Source organism: Streptomyces sp. NPDC045701 (genome assembly GCF_056432045.1).
Genome location: NZ_JBWKJV010000009.1, coordinates 1 through 20,640, shown reverse-complemented (window position 1 = coordinate 20,640; position 20,640 = coordinate 1). Strand labels below are relative to the sequence as shown.

The window sequence follows — 20,640 nt, the reverse complement described above, 5'->3', positions numbered from 1 at the left end:
CGAGCCTATCCGGCGTCGGGGGCCGTCCCGTCGGCCGTCCCACGGAGCAGGACGCGCTCGATCCCATCGCGTCCGGGGAGGTCGTGCGGGCGCACGACCTCCCCCGTCCGCACGTAGACGAAGGCGGCCGTGACCGCGTCGAGGGGCAGGCCGTGCTGCTCGGCCCAGGCGAGCCGGTAGACCGCGAGCTGGAGGGGGTCGGCGGTGCGGGAGCGGTTGGTCTTCCAGTCGACGATCTCGTAGGTGACGGCGCCGGTGTCCGGGTCGACGTCCCGGTAGACGGCGTCGATACGGCCGCGGACCACCCGCCCCGCCAGCGCCAGCTGGAAGGGCGCCTCGACCCGGTGGGGGGTGCGGTGGGCGTAGGCGGTGTTCTCGAACGCCTCCTTCAGAGCGGCCAGGTCCCGTTCGTCGGCGATCTCCGGCTCGTCGGCGTACACCTCCCCGCCGGGGAGCTCCTCGGGGCCCAGCATGGGCAGCGGCAGCGCCTCGAACCGGGACTCCACCCAGGCATGGAACCGGGTCCCGCGCCGCGCGGCGGGCTGCGGCGGGCGCGGCATGGGGCGGGCCAGCTCCTGGGCGAAGCCTTCGGGATCGGCCGCGAGGCGCAGCAGCTGGGAGGCGGACAGAGCGGCCGGGAGCAGGACGTCCCGGGTGGTAGCGCGGGCGCGCAGGAGCTCCCCGGTGAGGGCGTCGAGGTCGCGGTCCCAGGAGGCGATGGCGCGGGCCTCCTCGGGCGTGAGGCGCTCCGGCTCGCGCGGCCGGGAGTGCGACGCGCCCCCGCCGTTCCCCGGGTCGTCGCCTACCCCGCCGGGGCGGGGGGCCGGGACGCGCGGGCCGGGGACGGGCGCGGGGTCGTACGCGCCGGGGTCGTGCGGGTGCGGGGCGGACGCGGCGGGGTCGTGCGCGGCGGGCGCGGCGGGGTCGTGCACGGCGGGCGCGGCGGGGTCGTGCACGGCGGGCGCGGCGGGGTCGTGCACGGCGGGCGCGGCGGGGTCGTGCGGGTACGGGGCGGGGCCGGCCGCGGCGCCGGCCCGCGCGGCGCCGGGTACGGGTCCGCCGCCGGGCAGCCCGGTGGACCAGTCGTCCCAGTCGGCGAGGTCGTCGGCCCAGTCCTCGTCGGCCCTGTCCTCCTCGGGCCCGCCGAGATCGTCGGGCCACGCCTCGTCCGGATCGGGGTGGCCGAGGAGGTGTACGGGGTCGGGGCGCCCGGACGCGTCCGCGTCCGGGTGCTCGCGGCCCGGCAGGTCCGGGCCGGGGAACGCCGGCTCCGGGCCCGGGCCGTCCTCCGGCGCCGGCGCCGGGTCCGGCGGGGAGTCCAGATACGCCATCACCGTGTCGGCGGCCGCGCGGCGGCGGGCCAGCGAGATCGGGTCCAGGGGCAGCGGCCAGGCGCGGTCGGCCGTGGCCTCCCGGAGCATGGGGTTCTCGGCGTCCTCGTCCGGTTCGTCCGCCCACGCCTCGATGTCGCCGAAGCCCGCCGCGCAGTGGTCGTACAGCGCGTGCAGGAAGGGCGAGGGACCCCGCGGCCGCTTCTGCGTGGGGCCCCACCAGTGCGCCGAGCCCAGCAGGAGGGTGCGGGGCCGGGTGAACGTCACGTACCCCAGGCGCAGCTCCTCGGTGTGCTGGTGGTCCTTCATGGCGTCCTTGAACGACTTCAGCGCCCTGGCGTCCCAGCCGTCGACCGCCGGGAGGGTGGGGGCGTCACCGCGCAGCGCGTGCGGGAGGACCTGGGGCTGGGACGTCCAGGACTCGCGGGACCTGGTGCTGGGGAACTGGGAGGTCACCAGGCCCGGGACGGCGACGACGTCCCACTCCAGGCCCTTGGACTTGTGGGCTGTCAGGACCTTGACGGTGTTCTCGCCGCCCGGCAGGGCGTTGTCGAGGCCCTTCTCGTACTGGGCGGCCGTGCGCAGGAAGCCCAGGAAGGCCAGCAGGGACGCCTCGCCGTCCAGGGAGGCGAAGCCGGCCGCGATGTCGAGGAAGTTGGAGAGGGTCTCCCTGCGGCGGGCCGCCAGGGCGTGCGGGGAGGCGGACAGTTCCACCTCCAGGCCGGTGGCGGCCAGGATCCGGTGCAGGACGTCCATCAGCGGGTCGGCCAGGGAGCGCCGCAGTTCGCGCAGCTCGGTGGCGAGCCGCGCGAACCGTACCCGCGCCTCGGCGGAGAACGGCAGGCCGTCGTCCGCGCCGGCCGGTTCGAGGAAGGTGTCCAGGGCGTCGGCGAGCGACACCACCTCGGCCGGATCCACCCCCTCGACCGCCGCCGCCAGGCGCTCGTCGGGGTCCGCGTCGCCGTCGTCCCGGGGGCGGTGCACCAGGAGCCGGGCCCGGCGGCCCAGCAGGGCCAGGTCGCGGGCGCCGATCCGCCACCGGGGCCCGGTGAGCAGCCGTACGAGGGAGGCGTTGGCGCCGGGGTCCTGGAGGACCTCGCAGACCGCCACCAGGTCGGCGACCTCCGGAAGGTGCAGCAGCCCGGACAGGCCGACGACCTCGACGGGGACGTCCCGCGCGACCAGAGCGGCCTGGATCTCGGGGAAGTCGGTGGCCGTGCGGCACAGGACCGCGATGTCGCCCGGCTCCTTGCCCGTGCGGACGAGGTGGGCGACGGAGTCGGCCAGCCAGGCGATCTCCTCCGCCTGGGTGGGCAGCAGGGCGATCCGCACGGTGCCGTCCCGCTCCGCGCCGGGCGCCGGGCGCAGCGCCTCCACGCCCGCGTGCATGGCGCGCAGCGGCTCGGCGAGCCCGTTGGCGAGGTCCAGGAGGCGGCCGCCGCTGCGGCGGTTCTCGCTGAGGGAGAACCGGGTGGCCGGGGTGCCGTCCGCGTACGGGAAGTGCTCGGGGAAGTCGTCCAGGTTCGCCACGGACGCGCCGCGCCAGCCGTAGATCGCCTGGCAGGGGTCGCCCACGGCGGTGACGGGGTGTCCGGTGCCCCCGCCGAAGAGCCCGGACAGCAGCAGCCGCTGGGCGACGGACGTGTCCTGGTACTCGTCGAGGAGCACGACGCGGAACTCGCCGCGGAGGATCTCCCCGACCTCGGGCCGGGTGAGGGCCAGCTCGGCGGAGAGCGCGATCTGGTCGCCGAAGTCGAGCAGGTCGCGCTCGCGCTTGGCCGCGCGGTACCGGATCACCAGGTCGGTGAGCTGGCGGCGGGCGTCGGCGGCCTCCGGGACCTTGCGGAGGTCGGCGTTGGTGAGACGGGCGTCCGCCAGGGCGGCGAGCAGCTCGGCGTCGTGACGGAGGAGGTCCGCGGGGCGCACGAGGTGCTCGGCGAGCTCCGCGTCGAGGGCGAGCAGATCGCTGACGAGGGTGGGGAAGGACTTGGTCAGGGCGGGGTACGGCCCGGGCGCCTCGCGCAGCACGCGGGCGGCGAGCTGGTAGCGGGTGGCGTCGGCGAGGAGGCGGGCGCTGGGCTCCAGCCCGATGCGCAGACCGTGGTCGGTGAGGAGCTGTCCGGCGAAGGCGTGGTACGTGGAGATGCGCGGCTCGCCGGGTGGGTCGTCCGGGTCGATCACGTCCGGGTCGGTCACCCCGGCGCGCACGAGCGCCTTGCGCACCCGCTCGGCCAGCTCGCCGGCGGCCTTGTTGGTGAACGTCAGGCCGAGGACCTGCTCGGGGGCGACCTGGCCCGTGCCGACCAGCCAGACCACCCGGGCGGCCATCACCGTCGTCTTGCCGGAGCCGGCTCCGGCCACGATGACCTGCGGGGCGGGCGGCGCGGTGATGCAGGCCGTCTGCTCCGGGGTGAACGGGATGCCGAGGAGCTCCTTGAGCTGCTCGGGGTCGGTCAGGCGAGTGGTCACGGTCAACGAGGCTAACCGGCCCCACTGACAGTCCTCACTCCACGATGTGGCGGCCCTCGGGCCGGGCGCTGCACGAGGCCCGGAACGCGCAGTGGTCGCAGTGCTTGCCGGTGGACGGGGTGAAGCGTTCGTCCAGTACGCGTCCGGCGGCCGTCGCGAGCAGCTCGCCGACCCACTCGCCGCCGAGCGGCTCCTGCGCCTGCACCTTGGGCAGCTCGTCCCCGCCCTCCTTCTTGGGGGCGGCCTGGCGCAGCTGGACGAGTTCGGCGCCGCCGGGCTCGGGCCGGCGGCCGTCGAAGACCTCGTCGACGGCGCCCTCGCGGACCGCGAGCTGGTACACCGCGAGCTGGGGGTGGCGGGCGACCTCGTCCTTGGTGGGGGCCGACTTGCCGGTCTTGAAGTCGACGACGTAGGCCCGGCCGTGCTCGTCGGCCTCGACGCGGTCCATGGAGCCCCGGATCCGTACCTCGTACTCCCCCGCCTCCAGGGTGACGTCGAAGTCGTGCTCGGTGGCGGCGGGGGTGCGGCCGGCGCGGTCCATGACGTGCCAGCGCAGGAACCTTTCCAGCGCCACGCGCGCGTGCTCCTTCTCCTGGGCGGATTTCCAGGGGGCGTCGAAGGCGAGCGCGTCCCAGACGGAGTCGAGCCGCTCCATGAGGACGGTCAGGTCGGCGGGGGTGCGGCCGGAGGCCACCTCGTCGGCGAGGACGTGGACGACGTTGCCGAACCCCTGGGCGGCGGTGGCGGGGGCGTCCGCCTTGACCTCGCGGCCCAGGAACCACTGCAGGGCGCAGGTGTTCGCGAGCTGGTCCAGGGCGCTGCCGGAGAGCGCCACGGGGTGGTCGCGGTCGCGCAGGGGAACGGTCGCGCGGGTCGGCTCGTACAGACCCCACCAGCGGTAGGGATGGGCGGCGGGGACGAGCGGCTGCCCCTCGTCGTCGGTGAGCGCGGCGAGCCGGGCGAGGCGCCGGGCGGCGGCGTCGCGCAGGGCCGGGGAGGCGTCGGGGTCGACGGTGGTGGCGCGCAGCTCGGCGACCAGCGCGGCCACCGCGAGGGGGCGGCGCGGCCGGCCGGTGACGTCCTTCGGTTCCACACCGAGTTCGGTGAGGAACCGGGAGGGCTGGTCGCCGTCGTCGGCGGGCGCCTTGACGGCGGTGACGACGAGCCGGTCGCGGGCGCGGGTGGCGGCCACGTAGAAGAGCCGCCGCTCCTCGGCGAGGAGGGCGCCCGGGGTGAGCGGCTCGGCGATGCCGTCCCTGCCGATGCGGTCGGCCTCCAGGAGGGAGCCCCGGCGGCGCAGGTCGGGCCAGAGCCCTTCCTGTACGCCGGCCACGACGACCAGGCCCCATTCCAGGCCCTTGGAGCGGTGGGCGGTCATCAGGCGTACGGCGTCGGGGCGCACGGGCCGCTTGGAGAGGGTGTCGGCGGCGATGTCCTGGGCGTCGAGCTCCTCCAGGAAGTTCAGGGCGCCCCGGCCGCCGGTGCGCTCCTCGGCTCGGGCGGCGGTGTCGAACAGGGCGCACACGGCGTCCAGGTCACGGTCGGCGTTGCGCCCGGCCGCGCCGCCCCGGAGCGCGGCGCGCTGGAGGCGGGCGGGCCAGGGGGTGCCGCTCCACAGGAGCCAGAGGGCCTCCTCGGCGGTGCCGCCGCCGGCGAGCAACTCACGGGTGCGGCGCAGCAGGTCGCCGAGCCGCTGGGCGCCGCGGGCGTAGGAGGGGTCGTGCGCGACGAGCCGCTCGGGTTCGGCGAGGGCGCGGGCGAGCAGGTCGTCGGAGGGCGGCGGGACCTTGTTGCCGCCGGCCCGTTCCTCGTCCCGCAGGGCCCGCCCGAGGCGCCGCAGATCGGCGGCGTCCATGCCGCCGAGGGGCGAGGTGAGCAGGCTGATCGCCGTCTCGGTGTCGAGCCATGGCCGGGTCTCCGCCGGGGCGTCGTCGGCGGCGGGGCCCTCCTCCCGGGGGGCGTCACCGTCCTCCTGTGGGGCGTCACCCTGGCGGGTGTCGTCGCCGTCCCCCGCGGGGGTGAGCGCCCCGGAGGTCCCGTCCCCGTCCGCACCGTCGCTCCCCGGCACGGCGTCGCGTGCCGGTGCCGGGGCCGACGCCGGGGCCGGGGCCCGGGCATCCGGGGCCGCCGCCGCGCGGAGGGCGGCCAGGAGGGGCGCGACCGCCGGCTCGTGGCGCAGCGGGACGTCGTTGCCGTCGACCTCGACCGGCACGCCCGCCGAGGTCAGCGCGCGGCGGAGGGTGGGGATGGTGCGCCCGCCCGCGCGGACCAGCACGGCCATGTCGTTCCAGGGGACGCCCTCCTCCAGGTGGGCGCGCCGCAGGATGTCCGCGATGTTGTCCACCTCCGTGGAGGGGGTCGGGAAGGTGTACGCCTCGACCCGGCCGCCGCCCCGCACCGCCGCCAGGTCCCGGTGCGCCCGCGCCTTGTCGGCGGGCAGGCGCGGCAGCGGCATCCGGGTGGTCAGCAGGCGGGTGGCGGACAGCAGCGCGGCGCCCGAGCGGCGCGAGGTGGTGAGGACGGCGACCGGCGCTGGGGCGCCGTCCGCGCGGCGGAACGTGGCGGGGAAGTCCAGGATCCCGTTGATGTCCGCGCCCCGGAACGCGTAGATCGACTGGTCGGGATCGCCGAACGCGTACAGGGTCCGCCCGCCGCCCGCCAGCGCCCGCAGCAGCCGGACCTGTGCCGGGTCGGTGTCCTGGTACTCGTCGACGAACACGGCGTCGTAGCCGGGCAGCGCCACCGCGTCGGCGAGCAGCACCGCGCGGTGGACCAGTTCCGCGTAGTCCAGCACGCCCTGCATGTCGAGCACGTCCAGGTACTCGGCGAGGAACGCGGCCGCCGCCGACCAGTCCCGCCGCCCGGTGCGCGCCGCGAAGTCCGCCAGGGCACGGGGGCCGAGGCCCAGCTCACGGGAGCGGGCGAGGACGGCGCGTACCTCGTCGGCGAAGCCGCGGGTGGTCAGGCACGCCCGCAGCTCGTCGGGCCAGTGGATACGGGCCAGGCCCTCCCGTTCCAGGTCGAGCTGGCCGGCCAGCAGCTCGCGGACGGCCAGGTCCTGTTCCGGGCCGGACAGCAGGCGCAGCGGCTCGGAGAAGAGGTCCGCGTCCTGGTGGGCGCGGATCAGGGCGTAACAGAAGGAGTGGAAGGTGGTGGCCTGGGGGGCGCTCACCCCGCCGATCCGCGCCGTCATGCGGTCGCGCAGTTCCACCGCCGCCTTGCGGCTGAAGGTGAGGACCAGGATCCGTTCCGGGTCGGTGCCCTCGGCGATCCGGGCGGCGACCGCCTCCACCAGCGTCGTCGTCTTCCCGGTCCCCGGGCCGGCGAGGACCAGGAGCGGCCCGCCGGCATGGTCAACCACAGCGCGCTGCGACGCGTCCAGAAGAGGGGGGGTCACCGGAGCCGGCGGGGTACGCACCAGTCGGTACGCGCCCGGGGTGCGCCCGCGAGACGGCGTACGCCCGGTGGTAATCGAGGAGGAGCTCACGTGGATCGCCGGTCCTGGTGGGTGTGCTGGTGCTGAGGATGCTGGGAAGGGGGCGCGCTGAGCACGCCACGCGGGACGACGTTACGCGTACTCCGTACGGTCGTGCCCACACCGCTCACCCCGCCCGCCGCGCCGCCGCATGGCCGAAGCTGTCACCTGTGAGCCATCGCACTCGCCGCGCCGCCGGAGCCCTCACCGCCGGAGCCCTCACCGCCGGAACGTGTGCCGCCGTCCCAGCGCGCCCGCCGCATGTCGAGCCGCGGTACATGGCCCTCCGCCGTGCGCGGGGCCTCGCGCAGCGGGGTGCCCTCCTGCCGGTAGTGGCCGAGGGCGCGCGGCTCGTGGCCCGGCAGGAGCGTGCCGTCGGCCCGCACCACCCGCCACCAGGGCACCGCGCCGCCGTAGAGCGCCATGACGCGCCCGACCTGGCGCGGGCCGCCCTCGCCGAGCCACTCGGCGACGTCCCCGTACGTCATCACCCGGCCGGCCGGGATCAGCTCGGCGACTTCCAGCACCCGTTCCGCGTACTCCGGAAGCTCCTCAGCACTCACCCGGTCCATCCTGCACCACCCCACCGACAACGCGGGCAACGCACCCTGATGGCCCCCGGTACCACCCGGTCATGCCACCATCTTCCGGGCGGTGACCGGTGATACGAGATCAACAAGACACGGATACGGCGAAGGGACAGGATGTGCGGCCACCCGAGGTGGGGACCGCTTCGGGGCTTCCTGAGACGATGGAGAAGAATGAGACGAAGGAGACGGTATGCGTGAACGCGGAGGGGCACATCGACCGCGTCTCCGGTGACGAGCCGCTTCTCGCCGCCCGTGTCCACCGGCCGTCCGACCTGCTGCGCCTGCTCATCGGCATCCTCGCGATCGGTGTGGTCATCGCCATCGCCGCCTTCGCCCACGCCACCACCAGCGGCCTGGAAGAGGACATCAGCAAGGGCACCGGCCAGGCTCCCGACGTCTTCGTCAAGGTCGCCGGGCTCGTCTCCAGCATCGCCGTCCTGCTCGTCCCGGTGGCCTTCGCGATCGAACGGCTGATCAAGCGGGACGGGCTGCGCATCGCGGACGGTGTCCTCGCCGCCGTACTGGCGCACGGCGTCACGCTCGCCACCGACCTGTGGGTCGCCAGGGCCGCGCCCGGCACCATCCAGGAGGCGCTGACGCAGCCCCAGGCGGGTGGCGGACTGTCCGACCCCGTCCACGGGTACCTCGCCCCCGTCATCGCCTACATGACGGCCGTGGGGATGGCCCGCAGGCCGCGCTGGCGGGTGTCGCTCTGGGTGGTGCTGCTGCTCGACGCGTTCGCGATGCTGGTCGCCGACTACACCACCCCGTTCTCGATCATCCTGACCGTCCTGATCGGCTGGACCGTCGCCTACGGCACGCTCTACGCGGTCGGCTCCCCGAACGTCCGGCCCACCGGCCAGACCCTCCTCGCCGGCCTGCGCCACGTCGGCTTCCGCCCGGTCACGGCGATGCGCGCCGAGGACGTCACGGACTCCGTCGAGCAGGGCGACCGGGGCCGCCGCTACCTGGTCACGCTGGAGGAGGGGCCGCCGCTCGACGTCACGGTCGTGGACCGCGAACAGCAGGCGCAGGGATTCTTCTACCGGGTCTGGCGCAGGATGACCCTGCGCGGCATCACCACCCGCCGCTCCCTGCAGTCCCTGCGCCAGGCACTGGAACAGGAGGCCCTGCTGGCGTACGCGGCGATCGCCGCCGGCGCCAACGCGCCGAAGCTGATCGCCACCGCCGAGCTCGGCCCGGACGCCGTGATGCTGGTGTACGAGCACCTCGGCGGCCGTTCGCTGGACGCGCTGGAGGACAAGGAGATCACCGACGAGGTCGTGCGGGGTGCCTGGCAGCAGGTGAAGGCGCTCCAGTCCCGGCGCATCGCCCACCGCCGGCTGACGGGCGACGCCCTGCTGGTGGATCGTTCCGGCAAAGTGATCATCACAGATCTCCGGGGCGGTGAGATCGCCGCCGGTGACCTCGTCCTGCGCATGGACATCGCGCAGCTGCTCACCACACTGGGCCTGCGGGCCGGTGCGAAGCGGGCGGTGGCCGCGGCGGTCGAGGTGCTCGGCCCCGACAAGGTCGCCGACTGCCTCCCGCTGCTCCAGCCGATCGCGCTCAGCCGCTCCACCCGCGCCACCCTGCGCAGACTCGCCCGGGAACGGTCGCAGCGCGAGCGGGAGGCCGTCCTGGCCGCGTCCGAGGCGGCCAAGCAGGCCCGCCTGGAGGGCCACACCGAGAAGGCCGACCAGGACAAGCGCGCCGACCGCAAGGCCGTACGGGCGCAGAAGCAGGCCGAGAAGCGGGCCCTGGACGAGGCGATGGACGAGGTCCGCGAGGAGGACCTGCTGGCCCAGATCCGGCAGCAGGTGCTGCGGATCCGCCCACAGGCCCCGGTGGAGCCCGTACGGCTGGAACGCATCCGGCCGCGGACGCTGATCAGCCTCATCGCCGGCGCCATCGCCGTGTACTTCCTGCTCTCCCAGATCGCCGAGGCGCCGCTGTCGGTGTCCACGATCGCCGAGGCCGACTGGGCCTGGATCTCGGCGGCCCTGCTCTTCTCCGCGCTCAGCTATGTGGCGGCCGCGATGAGCCTGCTTGGCTTCGTCCCCGAGCGGGTGCCCTTCGGGCGGACGGTGGTCGCCCAGGTGGCGGGGTCCTTCGTGAAGATCGTCGCCCCGGCGGCGGTGGGCGGCGTGGCCCTGAACACGCGTTTCCTCCAGCGCTCGGGGGTACGGCCCGGGCTTGCGGTGGCCAGCGTGGGGGCGTCGCAGCTGTTCGGGCTGGGCGCGCACATCCTGCTGCTGCTGTCGTTCGGCTACCTCACGGGCACGGAGAAGACGCAGGACTTCACCCCGTCCAGGACGGTCATCGCCGGCCTGCTCACCGTCGCGGTGCTGGTGCTGGTGGTCACGGCGGTGCCGGGCCTGCGCAAGTTCGTCTCGACCCGGCTGCGGTCGCTGTTCGCGGGCGTGGTGCCGCGCATGCTGGACGTGCTCCAGCGGCCGGTGAAGCTGCTCACCGGCATCGGCGGCATGCTGCTGCTGACGGGCGCGTTCGTCCTGTGCCTGGACGCGTCGATCCGGGCGTTCTCGCACGGGGCGCAGCCGCTGACGTACGCCAGCCTCGCCGTGGTCTTCCTGGCCGGCAACGCCCTGGGGTCGGCGGCGCCCACACCGGGCGGCGTCGGCGCGGTGGAGGGCGCGCTGATCGCCGGCCTGGTGGGGGTGGGCGGCATGACCCTGGAGGTGGCCACGCCCGCCGTGCTCCTCTACCGGCTGATGACGCTGTGGCTGCCGGTGCTGCCGGGGTGGTTCTCGTTCAACTTCCTCACCAGGAAGGGCGCCCTGTAGGAGGGAGCGCCGGCCACCCGCATGGACCTCGTCGCGGGCGCCCGCGCGGTGCCGGACGCACCATGGATCCATGACCCACCGCGCCGCCCGGTCCGCCGCCACCCGTACCCCACGGCGTACCGCCGTGCGCGCCACCCGGCCGGCCGCCGTGCTCGCCGCGGCGACCGCCACGGTGCTGATGGCCGCCGGCTGCTCGGACAGCGGGGACAAGGGCGGCCGCGATCCGGACCGGCCCAAGGAGCTGGCCGCCCAGAAACTCACCTGGGAGGAGTGCCCGGCCCCCTCCCTCCAGGAAGGCGGCGGCGCCGCCCCGTCCCCGCTGCCCGGCGGGGCCACCTGGGAGTGCTCCTTCATGCAGGCCCCGCTCGACTACGCGGACCCCGGCGGCGACACCGTCGAACTGGCGCTCATCCGGGCCAAGGCGTCCAACCCGGCGAAGCGGATCGGCTCCCTGGTCTTCAACTTCGGCGGCCCCGGCGGCTCCGGGCTCACCGCCCTGCCCTCGTTCGCCAAGGACTACGAGTCCCTGCGCACCCGCTACGACCTGGTCAGCTTCGACCCGCGCGGGGTCGGCCGCAGCGAGGGCGTGGAATGCGAGGACGACCGGGAGCTGGACGCGTTCTTCGCCCTCGACTCCACGCCCGACGACGCGCGCGAGGAAGCCGCCTACCAGGAGGGGCTGAAGGAGTTCGCCGCGGCCTGCGAGGAGAACTCCGGCGACGTCCTCCCGCACGTGGGCACCGCCAACGCCGCGCGCGACCTGGACCTGATGCGCCAGGTCCTCGGCGACACCCGGCTGCACTACTTCGGCATCTCCTACGGCACCGAACTGGGCGGCGTCTACGCCCATCTGTTCCCCAGAACCGTCGGCCGAGCCGTCTTCGACGCCGTCGTCGACCCCGGCGGCACCACCGAACAGGGCGCACTGGGCCAGGCCAAGGGCTTTCAGCTGGCGCTGAACAACTTCGCCGAGGACTGCGTCCGGCGCGGTGACGCCTGCAAGCTGCCGGGTGGCGACGCCAAGGAGATCGAGGGCTTCATCACCGGCCTGCTGGCCGAGCTCGACAAGAAGCCGATCACCGGCATCGGCGACCGCGAGCTCACCCAGTCCCAGGCCCTCAACGGCATCGCCCAGGCCCTGTACTCCAAGGAGTACTGGCCCTATCTGGAACAGGGCCTCGACGAGGCCGACGGCGGCGACGGAGGTCTGCTGCTCGCCCTGTCGGACTCCATGAACGGCCGGGACCGGAACGGCGACTACAGCAACCTCCAGGCGGCAAACGCCGCCATCAACTGCGTGGACGACAAGGAGCGGTTCTCCGTGGCCGAGGCCAAGGCGAAGCTCCCCGAGTTCCGCGAGGCGTCCCCGGTGTTCGGGCCCTTCCTCGGCTGGGGCCTGATCAGCTGCTCCCAGTGGCCCGTCCCCGGCACCTGGGAGCACCCCGACGTCAGCGCCCCCGGCTCGAAACCCATCCTCGTCATCGGCAACACGGGCGACCCGGCCACCCCGTACGCGGGGGCCAGGGCCATGGCGACCGCACTGGGCAAGGGCGTCGGCGTGGAGCTGACGTACCGGGGCGAGGGGCACGGCGCGTACAACGGCGGGGACGCGTGCGTGAAGCGCGCCGTGGACGCCTACCTCCTCGACGGCAAGGTCCCCAAGCCGGGAACCGTCTGCCCGTAGCTGTCGGTGACCCGGCCTAGGATGGCTGTTCGTACAGGAGTTGGGGGGACACATGTCCATGCGGGTACGGGCCGGGGGCGCGGCGGTCGCGGTGGCACTGGTGGCCGCGCTGGCCACCGGCTGCGACAGCGCCGGCGGCACGGACACCGGCGGTGGTACGGGCGGGGCGGGAAGCGGCGGCACCGGTGGTACGTCCGAGGGCGCGATGGCCTCCCTGCCCGCCGCGCTCACCGGCCAGAAGCCGGAGTGGCGCGCGTGCGAGGCCGCCGAGGACGGCGAGAAGCCCGGCCCCGAGTGGCGCTGTGCGGGCGTGAGGGTGCCGCTCGACTACACCAAGCCGGCCGGCGACACCCTGTCCGTCGCGCTGATCCGCAAGGAGGCCCGCGACAAGGACCGCCGGATCGGCTCCCTGCTGTTCAACTTCGGTGGCCCGGGCGCCTCCGGGGTGAGCGCCATGCCGCAGGCCGCCCAGGGGTTCGAGAAGCTGGGCGCCCGCTACGACCTCGTCGGCTTCGACCCGCGCGGTGTGGGCGGGAGCTCCGGGGTGGTGTGCCGCGGCAGCGAGGAGCAGGCCGCCGCCCTGGCCCGGATCGACCTCACCCCCGACACACCCGCCGAGGAGGCCGCCTTCCTGAAGGACGGCGCCGACTTCGGCGCCGGCTGCGCCAAGCGGTCCGGCAAGGTCATCGGCCACGTCACCACGAGCAACACCGCCCGGGACCTGGACCTCGTCCGGCACGTGCTGGGCGACCGGAGGCTCAACTACGTGGGCTTCTCCTACGGCACCCAGCTGGGCGGGACCTACGCCCACCTGTTCCCGCGCAACGTCGGGCGGACCGTCCTCGACGCGGTGGTCGACCCGACCGCCGACGCGACCGGCCACGCCCGCCACCAGGCCACCGGCTTCCAGCGGGCGCTGAACAACTACTTCGCGTCCACCGGCGAGGGCGCGGCGGCGGGCAACGCGCGCGTGACCGCGCTGCTGAAGCGGCTCGACCGCGAACCGCTGCCCGCCGACGGCGACCGGGAGCTGACCCAGAGCCTCGCGCTCACCGGCATCGCCCAGACCCTGTACTCCCAGCAGATGTGGCCCTACCTCACCGAGGGGCTCCAGGAGGCGGAGGCGGGCAAGGGGAACACCCTGCTCCGGCTGGCCGACATGTACAACGACCGGGGCGAGGACGGCAGCTACGGCACCCAGGCGCACGCGCAGCGCGCCATCTCGTGCGCCGACAGCAGCAGCCGGCCGACGGCCGCGCAGGCCAGGGCGCTGCTGCCGGAGTTCCGCCGGATCTCGCCGGTCTTCGCCGAGTTCATGGCCTGGGACACGGCCGGCTGGTGCGCCGACTGGCCGGTCGAGGGCGAGAGCGCCACACCGGAGGCGAGCGCCCCGGGTGCCGGGCCGATCCTGGTGGTGGGCACGACGGGCGACTCCGCCACGCCCTACGAGGGCGCCAGGAAGATGGCGGAGGAACTCGGGGAGGGCGTCGGCGTCCTGCTCACCTTCAAGGGCGAGGGGCACGGCGCGTACACCGGCGACAACACGTGCGTGCGGGACACGGTGGACGCCTACCTGCTGGACGGCAAGGTCCCCGCGAACGGCACGACCTGCTCCTGAGCAGCCCCGCACGGCGGAAACGACAGGACGACCGCGAAGGGGCCGGACCCGTGCCCGGGTCCGGCCCCTCGACGCGAGCGCGGTCTAGGTCTAGTAGACCGGCTTCGCCGGCTCGATCTGGTTGACCCAGCCGATGACACCGCCGCCGACGTGCACCGCGTCGGAGAAGCCCGCGGACTTCAGCACCGCGAGGACTTCCGCACTGCGGACACCCGTCTTGCAGTGCAAGACGATCTTCTTGTCCTGCGGGAGGTCCTGGAGGGCGTTGCCCATCAGGAACTCGTTCTTCGGGATCAGCCGGGCGCCGGGGATCGAGACGATCTCGTACTCGTTCTGCTCACGGACGTCGATGATGTCGATGTTCTCGCCCTCGTCGATCCACTCCTTGAGCTGCTTGGGAGTGATCGTCGAGCCGAGCGCCGCCTCCTGGGCCTCCTCGGACACGACACCGCAGAAGGCCTCGTAGTCGATGAGCTCGGTGACGGTCGGGTTCTCGCCGCAGACCGCACAGTCCGGGTCCTTGCGGACCTTGACCTGGCGGTACTGCATCTCCAGGGCGTCGTAGATCATCAGCCGGCCGACCAGCGGGTCGCCCACGCCGGCCAGGAGCTTGATCGCCTCGGTGACCTGGATGGACCCGATGGACGCGCACAGCACGCCCAGCACGCCGCCCTCGGCGCAGGACGGGACCATGCCCGGCGGCGGCGGCTCCGGGTACAGGCAGCGGTAGCAGGGGCCGTGCTCGGACCAGAAGACCGAGGCCTGGCCGTCGAAGCGGTAGATCGAGCCCCATACGTACGGCTTGTTCAGCAGCACGCACGCGTCGTTGACCAGGTAGCGCGTGGCGAAGTTGTCCGTGCCGTCGACGATCAGGTCGTACTGGCCGAAGATGTCCATCACGTTGTCGGCCTCGAGCCGCTCCTCGTGAAGGATCACGTTCACGTACGGGTTGATCCCGAGCACGCTGTCGCGCGCGGACGCGGCCTTGGAGCGGCCGATGTCGGACTGGCTGTGGATGATCTGGCGCTGGAGGTTCGACTCGTCGACCTCGTCGAACTCCACGATGCCGAGCGTGCCCACGCCGGCCGCGGCCAGGTACATCAGGGCGGGCGAACCGAGGCCGCCGGCGCCCACACAGAGCACCTTGGCGTTCTTGAGCCGCTTCTGCCCGTCCATCCCGACATCGGGGATGATCAGGTGGCGGGAGTACCTGCGAACCTCGTCTACGGTGAGCTCGGCAGCCGGCTCGACCAGGGGTGGCAGCGACACGGAGACCTCATCTACAGCTGGTCGGTGGTCAGAACGGTTGTTCCCCGTAACACTGCCACGGCCCTCCTCATTCCGAGACACCTGGTCCGATCTGCGAGACGATTTCGTCCCAGTAGCCGGGCAGAGCCGCGAATGGGTTGGTTTGCCCGGTGTCTCCCGTGCGGTCGGTGAAGAAGATCGTCCCCGCGCCCTGCCACCGCGCGATCCGCATCGCCTCGTCGAGGTGGGTGCGCGGCACCCCGTGGACGAGGTGGACGAACCGCTCCGGTGGATGCTCGGCGGTCCACTGAGCCGCCTGGGACCAGCGGTAGTCCGCCCACGGCCCGGAGAACGTCACCAGCTGGTCGGCGATCTCGGCGTAGCCGGGGTACGGATGGGAGCCGTGACCCAGCACCAGGTGGCCGCCGGCGGCGTGGTCCAGGATCACCTCCAGCGTGGCCGTGGTGCGCCGCACGGCGGCCAGGTCCGCCCGGTCCGTGGGACAGCGGTCCAGCAGGTAGCCGTCCACCCGGTACCAGTCGAGGAAGCGGTGCGCGTCGGAGACGAGCTCGCCGAACGGACGGGAGCCGTGCCGCAGGTCCAGGTGGCCCAGCACCCGCACGCCCGCGTTGCGGAGCTTCCCGGCCGCCTCCAGGCAGTGCGGGTCGGGCCGCGCCCCGGGGCCGTCCGCCACATTGAGGACGGCCCAGTGCAGGGGCGTGCCGGGGCGGGTCAGCTCGGCCCACTCGACGGGGGCGAGCAGGGGATGGGCGTAGCCCGGTACGCCGAACCCGAGCCGTTCGGCGCCGGTCGCGGAGAGCCCCGTGTCCGTACGGGTCAGATGCGGCACGCCGCCTCCATCCAGATGTCCGCCAGCGACTCCTCCAGGTTGATGCGGGGCCGCCAGCCGAGCCGGTCGCGGGCGGTGCGGACGTCGGCCTGCTGCCAGCCGCCGCAGCCGTCGGGGTACGGGTGCGGGGCCGCGGCCACCAGGTGGTCCGGGGCGTGCTCACCGCGCTGGGCGCCGATGGACGCCATGCCGCCCACCGACGACAGGGCCGGCCTGCCGGGCGGCCCGTCCAGCTCGTGCAGGGACCCCGCGAATCCGGCGACCCTGGCCAGGACGGCCGCCGCGTCCCGCAGCCGCACGGCCCGGCCGGTGCCGATGTTGACGACGCCCTGCGCCGCCGAGAGGGAGGCGGCGTGCACGGCGCGCGCCACGTCCCGTACGTCGACGAAGTCGCGCTGCACGCCGAGGCCGCCCAGCTTCAGCTCGCCGTCCCCGCTCTGCATGGCGCGCCGCATGGCCTCCGCGAGCCGGCCGAGCGGTGAGCCGGCGGGGGTGCCGGGGCCGACGGGCGAGAAGACCCGCAGCACGACCGCGTCCAGGCCGGAGCCGAGGACCAGCTCGGTGGCGGCCAGCTTCGACACGCCGTAGGGCCCGCCGGGGCGCGGCACCGCGTCCTCGGCGGTGGACGAACCGGGCTGCGCGGGCCCGTACTCGGAGGCGCAGCCGACCTGGACCATGCGCGCCCCGCAGCCGCTGCGGCGCAGCGCCTCGCAGACGGTGGCGACGGCGACGGTGTTGTGCCGCGTCAGCTCGCGGGCACCGCCCCGGGTCGTCCCGGCGCAGTTGATCACGACACCGGGGTGGACCGCGTCCAGGAACCGGGTGAGCGCGCCGGGGCTGCCGCCCGCGAGGTCGAAGCGCACGTCGGCGTCGTCGCCGCGCCCGAGGGCGGTGAGGTGGACGGCCGGGTCGGCGAGCAGCCGGTCGGCGACGAAGCGGCCGATGAATCCATTGGCACCGAGCAGCAGCACCCTCATCGCGCGCCCCCTTCGCGCCGAGTGACCGTTGCGGGGATCTGGGGGGTCATGTCCGTTTTCTCCTTGAGGGTGAGTGCTGGTGAAGGGGGTGTACGCGGGTACCGCCCGGGTCTCAGGTGGCGGTGGTACCCGCGTGGGCGGACGCCCGGCCGAGGACGGCGGTGGCGTACGCCAGCAGGGCGAGTGCGGCGGCACCGCACGCGAGCGCGGGGACGGCCGCGGCTCCCCCGGCGGAGACGGCCGCCTCGACGGGACGGGCCAGCGGGTCGCAGCCCGGCAGGCGGCCGGCGAGCACGGACCCCAGGGCGAGGGCCTGCGCGGCGCTCGCGGCCGTGAGGCCCGCCGCGGCCGCAGCGGCGAAGCCGTGCGCGGTGAGCAGCCGGGCGAGGAAGAGGAGGACGCCGAGCGCCACGGCGCCCCCGCCGGGTGGGCCGCCGTCGAGGACCGCGCCCGCGAGCGCGAGCAGGCCGGTCAGGCTGGCCGTGTACAGGGCGACGATCCCGAGGAGCAGCGGGCGGGCGCCCGCGGCGAAGTCCGCCAGGCCGCGGCTGACGGCGAGCCTGCGGCGGGCCCGCACGGCGAAGAGCCGGGCGCACCAGGCCGCGGGTGCGGCGGCGAGGGCCAGGCCGAGCAGCGGCGGGACGTCCAGTGGCCAGAGCCCGTCGGGACCGCCCGCCAGGAGCTGGTCGAGGAGCCCGGCGCCGGCCAGGGCGCAGGTGAGCAGGAACCCGGTCCACGCGCGCGTGCCGGCCGTGGCGGCGCCCGCGGCGAGGGCGACGGCGATCCCGAGGGCGCCGGCCACTTCGACGGCCGCCCGCGGCGGCCCGTCCGTCGCGGCCAGGCCCGCGACGGTGAACAGGCCCAGCGCGCCGGGCAGCAGCGCCAGGAGGACCGCCCGGGCGGTCCACGGGGCGGCCGTGCCGGGTGCGGGGGCGGTGGAGCCGTTCCGGGGGGCGTCGTCGTCGCGCGGCACGCGCGCGTACAGCTCCTCCGCGAGCGAGAACACGTCCCGGTGCCGGAACCGGGCGGCGGTCCGGTCGGTGAGGCCGTGGGCCTCCAGCCCGGCGGCGATCTCCAGCGGGTCGACCGCCCGCTCGCACAGCTCCCGGTGCCGGTGCAGTAGCGCCTTCACCGGGTCGGCGGAACCGCGCCGGACGACGGCCGCGCGGGCGTGCCCCACAGGGCGCTCGCCGTGCCCGGCCGTCCGGCCACCCGCCGTCCAGTCGCCCGCCGTCCAGTCGCCCGCCGTGGAGGCGCCCGCCCTCGGGGCGCTCGTCGTCCCGCCGCCCGCCGTCGCAGCGCCCGCCGTCGCAGCGCTCGCCGCCGGGGCGCTCGCCGCCGGGGCGCTCGCCGCCGGGGCGCTCGCGGTCCGGCCGGCGGCGCCTCCGGCGCCGGCCGGACCGAGCGCGGGCTCCGACCGGAGGGCCTCCGCGCGGCTGTCCCGGGCGGCTTCGGGGACCGGGCGGAAGCCTCTCGCGTGGCCGCCCGGTGCGGGTGCGCCTCCGTCAGACATGGCCGTCCCCCCTCCCCGCGACCGGGAAGGACGCCGCGACCGGCAGCGAGGCGACGACCAGCTTAGGCACGCCGGCCGGATCGTGCGCCCCTGCGCGGGTCTCCGTTTCCGTCTCCGGGGCCGCCCGCGCCCGCGCCCGCGCGCCAGGGTCCTCGGCACTCGCCGGGACCCGCGGCGGGGTCCCGGGCGCGCCCACCGGCGGTGGCGAGACGGCCCACGCGGGGGTGGCGGCGCCGCCCGACCCGCGCCCCGCCCAGTGGCCGGGCACGTACGCCTCGGCGGGGTGCGCGAACGGCAGGGGCTCACCGTCCGCGCCGACGGCGTCCGCGTCGCGGTGCACGGGCGCGCGGGAGATGAGCTCCAGGTAGATGGCGCGGAAGGCCGCGAGGTTCTGCTCCACGGTGAACAGTTCGAGTGCGCGGGCGCGCGCGGCGGCGCCCAGCCGTTCCCGTCGCGCCCGGTCGCGCAACAGCGCCAGGCAGGCGTCGGCGAGCGCCTGCGGATTGCGCGGGGGTACGACCAGTCCGGTACCCCCGATGACCTCGACGACCGCGCCGACGTCCGTGGACACGGTGGCGCGCCCGCAGAGCATGGCCTCGACCAGGCCCACCGGGAAGCCCTCGACCACGCTGGAGAGGACGACCACGCCGGCCCCGGCGTAGGCGTCGGTGACGTCGGGCGCGTACGGGCCGCCGAGGTCCTCGAAGGAGACGGGGTTGTCGCCCACGGTGTGCGCGTCGACGGCCTCGTCGGGGAAGAGCTGGGCGGCCAGGGCCTCGCAGTGCGTGCGGTAGGTGGCGGATTCGGCGTCGCGGACCGGCGCGGCGACGATCCTGAGCCGGGCCTCCGGTTCCTCCCGCCGCACCTCGGCGAAGGCGTGCAGCAGGCCGATCAGGTCTTTCGCGGGCTCGATCCGCCCCACCCACATCAGCGTGCGGGGGTCGCCGCCGTCGCCGCTCTCCCCCACGGCCGCGAACCGGTCGGCCTCCATGCCCGGGTAGACGGTCCGCAGCCTGGCGCGCTCGGCGCCGCACTTCTCCTGCCAGCGGCGGGCATGGGTGTTGCCCGGCGTGATCACGTCGGCCCGGCGGTACACCTCGGTGGCCAGGCACCCCTGGAAGGCGGCGAGCAGGGTGCGCAAGGGCGCGGTCAACGGCGTGCCGGCGACCGTGAGGTAGTGCGTGCGCAGGTGTACGCCGTACTCGGTGACCAGCAGCGGGACGCCGAAGAAGCGTTTGGCCAACAGCCCGGGAAGGGCCGCGGTCCCCCCGGACGTGGCGTGGCACAGGTCGACCGCGCCGAGGCCGTCCTCGCCGTACCAGTCGGCGGAGAGGGGGCGCAGGGCGCGCTCCACCCGGTCGGCGAAGGCGAGGTGATCGGTGACGGTCGCGCCGTGCACGCCCCGGCGCGCACCACCGGCGCGACAGGCGGATTCCAGGACGCGGACGGCGGTCTCCGAACGGAGGGCGGCGGCGAGGCCGCCGTACTCGCGGGCGAGGTCGGCGAGCCCGTACAGCCCGTCCGCGAAGCCGGACCCGGAGCCCGGGCCGGTACCGGCGGCCGGGCCGGGAGCGGCGCCGGTGCCGGCGTCCGGTGCTCCGTAGACCGCGGCGGCGAGCTCCGCGAAGCAGGTGGTGAAGCGCCGGCGCTCGCGCCGGCCGTACGCGCGTCCACCGCGCCCGCCCGGCCGGTCCTCCTGGGCGCCCCAGAGCGGAGCCGTCCGCACGCGCCGCACCTGGGGCGGGAGCGGGACCCAGCCGGCGTCCTCCTGGCGGGCGCTGCGGCTCAGGGCGTAGACGTCGACGTCGTGCCGCGCGAGCCCGCGCACCAACCGGTCGCACCAGACCCTGGACTCACCCGTCGCATACGGGTAACCACCATCGGTGAGCAGTCCGATCCGCACGAGTACACCCCCGATCTCCCTTGTGTGCGGCCACCGTTGGTCCGGCGGCTCACAGCGGGAAGAACGTAAGCGGATATGCAGGTGGGGGGGGGGGGGGGGGGGGGGGGGGGGGGGGGGGGGGGGGGGGGGGGGGGGGGGGGTGGGGGGGGGGGGGGGGGGGGGGGGGGGGGGGGGGGGG

The 20,640-nt window shown here is 75.0% G+C and carries 11 protein-coding genes; 3 read left to right on the top strand and 8 right to left on the bottom strand.

Annotation, left to right across the window (positions count from 1 at the left end):
- Window positions 1-5: 5 nt before the first annotated feature.
- From AC07DW_RS13070 to AC07DW_RS13060, 3 genes are all read right to left on the bottom strand, one after another.
- A complete protein-coding gene (locus tag AC07DW_RS13070; protein ID WP_478857726.1) occupies window positions 6-3,800 on the bottom strand; it encodes a UvrD-helicase domain-containing protein in 3,795 nt (1,264 codons plus the stop codon).
- A gap of 34 nt (window positions 3,801-3,834) precedes the next feature.
- Entirely contained in the window at window positions 3,835-7,272 is a 3,438-nt protein-coding gene (locus AC07DW_RS13065) for an ATP-dependent helicase (protein ID WP_478857882.1), read from the bottom strand.
- A gap of 167 nt (window positions 7,273-7,439) precedes the next feature.
- Entirely contained in the window at window positions 7,440-7,847 is a 408-nt protein-coding gene (locus tag AC07DW_RS13060) for an MGMT family protein (RefSeq protein WP_478857725.1), read from the bottom strand.
- A 179-nt stretch (window positions 7,848-8,026) separates the two neighbouring features.
- On the opposite strand from AC07DW_RS13060, the gene AC07DW_RS13055 reads away from it, so the two are divergent.
- The 3 genes from AC07DW_RS13055 to AC07DW_RS13045 all read left to right on the top strand — a co-directional run bounded on the left by AC07DW_RS13055 (window position 8,027) and on the right by AC07DW_RS13045 (window position 13,971).
- Window positions 8,027-10,669 carry a lysylphosphatidylglycerol synthase transmembrane domain-containing protein gene (locus AC07DW_RS13055; protein ID WP_478857724.1) on the top strand — a complete coding sequence of 881 codons (2,643 nt, stop codon included), beginning with the start codon at window positions 8,027-8,029 and terminating at the stop codon, window positions 10,667-10,669.
- A gap of 70 nt (window positions 10,670-10,739) precedes the next feature.
- Complete coding sequence (locus AC07DW_RS13050) at window positions 10,740-12,353, top strand: alpha/beta hydrolase (RefSeq protein ID WP_478857723.1); 1,614 nt, start codon at window positions 10,740-10,742, stop codon at window positions 12,351-12,353.
- Window positions 12,354-12,405: 52 nt separating this feature from the next.
- Window positions 12,406-13,971, top strand: a complete 1,566-nt coding sequence (locus tag AC07DW_RS13045; RefSeq protein WP_478857722.1) for an alpha/beta hydrolase — start codon at window positions 12,406-12,408, stop codon at window positions 13,969-13,971.
- 90 nt (window positions 13,972-14,061) lie between these two features.
- On the opposite strand, the gene moeZ is transcribed toward AC07DW_RS13045, so the two are convergent.
- The 5 genes from moeZ to AC07DW_RS13020 all read right to left on the bottom strand — a co-directional run bounded on the left by moeZ (window position 14,062) and on the right by AC07DW_RS13020 (window position 20,462).
- Entirely contained in the window at window positions 14,062-15,240 is a 1,179-nt protein-coding gene (moeZ, locus tag AC07DW_RS13040) for an adenylyltransferase/sulfurtransferase MoeZ (RefSeq protein ID WP_478857721.1), read from the bottom strand.
- A gap of 67 nt (window positions 15,241-15,307) precedes the next feature.
- Complete coding sequence (locus AC07DW_RS13035; RefSeq protein WP_478857720.1) at window positions 15,308-16,069, bottom strand: spherulation-specific family 4 protein; 762 nt, start codon at window positions 16,067-16,069, stop codon at window positions 15,308-15,310.
- Entirely contained in the window at window positions 16,057-17,046 is a 990-nt protein-coding gene (locus AC07DW_RS13030; protein WP_478857719.1) for an NAD-dependent epimerase/dehydratase family protein, read from the bottom strand. Before AC07DW_RS13030 ends, AC07DW_RS13035 begins: the two co-directional genes overlap by 13 nt.
- Window positions 17,047-17,158: 112 nt before the next feature.
- A complete protein-coding gene (locus AC07DW_RS13025) occupies window positions 17,159-18,559 on the bottom strand; it encodes a hypothetical protein (protein ID WP_478857718.1) in 1,401 nt (466 codons plus the stop codon).
- On the bottom strand, window positions 18,552-20,462 hold the full coding sequence (locus tag AC07DW_RS13020; RefSeq protein WP_478857717.1) for a DUF3492 domain-containing protein: 1,911 nt from the start codon (window positions 20,460-20,462) through the stop codon (window positions 18,552-18,554). The genes AC07DW_RS13025 and AC07DW_RS13020 overlap by 8 nt, the downstream gene beginning before the upstream one ends.
- Between the last annotated feature and the right edge of the window lie 178 nt (window positions 20,463-20,640).

What these genes read in the sequence shown, in the direction of transcription:
- AC07DW_RS13060 (WP_478857725.1), bottom strand. Translation starts at nt 7,847, where the DNA reads ATGGACCGGGTGAGTGCTGAGGAGCTTCCGGAGTACGCGGAACGGGTG.
- AC07DW_RS13055 (WP_478857724.1), top strand. Translation starts at nt 8,027, where the DNA reads ATGGAGAAGAATGAGACGAAGGAGACGGTATGCGTGAACGCGGAGGGG.
- AC07DW_RS13050 (WP_478857723.1), top strand. Translation starts at nt 10,740, where the DNA reads ATGACCCACCGCGCCGCCCGGTCCGCCGCCACCCGTACCCCACGGCGT.
- AC07DW_RS13045 (WP_478857722.1), top strand. Translation starts at nt 12,406, where the DNA reads ATGTCCATGCGGGTACGGGCCGGGGGCGCGGCGGTCGCGGTGGCACTG.
- AC07DW_RS13030 (WP_478857719.1), bottom strand. Translation starts at nt 17,046, where the DNA reads ATGAGGGTGCTGCTGCTCGGTGCCAATGGATTCATCGGCCGCTTCGTC.
- AC07DW_RS13025 (WP_478857718.1), bottom strand. Translation starts at nt 18,559, where the DNA reads ATGTCTGACGGAGGCGCACCCGCACCGGGCGGCCACGCGAGAGGCTTC.